This is a genomic window from Vibrio owensii CAIM 1854 = LMG 25443, from assembly GCF_000817815.1.
Lineage (GTDB): Bacteria > Pseudomonadota > Gammaproteobacteria > Enterobacterales > Vibrionaceae > Vibrio > Vibrio owensii.
In genome coordinates, this window is sequence record NZ_JPRD01000102.1 from 1 (window position 1) to 254 (window position 254).

The window sequence follows — 254 nt, forward strand, 5'->3', positions numbered from 1 at the left end:
TGGGGGTATTGAAAGGCAAAATAGCCTTAAAGCTATTTAGTAAGTTTCCTCATCTTAGGAAGAACAAGTTTGGGGTAATCACTTTTGGCAAAGAGGCTATTTTGTCGATAGTGTTGGAATCAATGAAGAAATCATACGCCGATATGTAAGACATCAAGAGCGAGTAGAGCAGCACCAGTTGGCGCTGGATTAAACAAAGCCCCCTTTTAGGGGGCTCACACAAAGCCACCTTCTTTAGAAGGTGGTAATTTACT

Annotated in this window: 1 pseudogene; it reads left to right on the forward strand. The window is 41.7% G+C overall.

Annotation, left to right across the window (positions count from 1 at the left end):
• Positions 1-193: pseudogene (locus H735_RS29435) on the forward strand (transposase); the annotation flags it as partial.
• Positions 194-254: the final 61 nt, after the last annotated feature.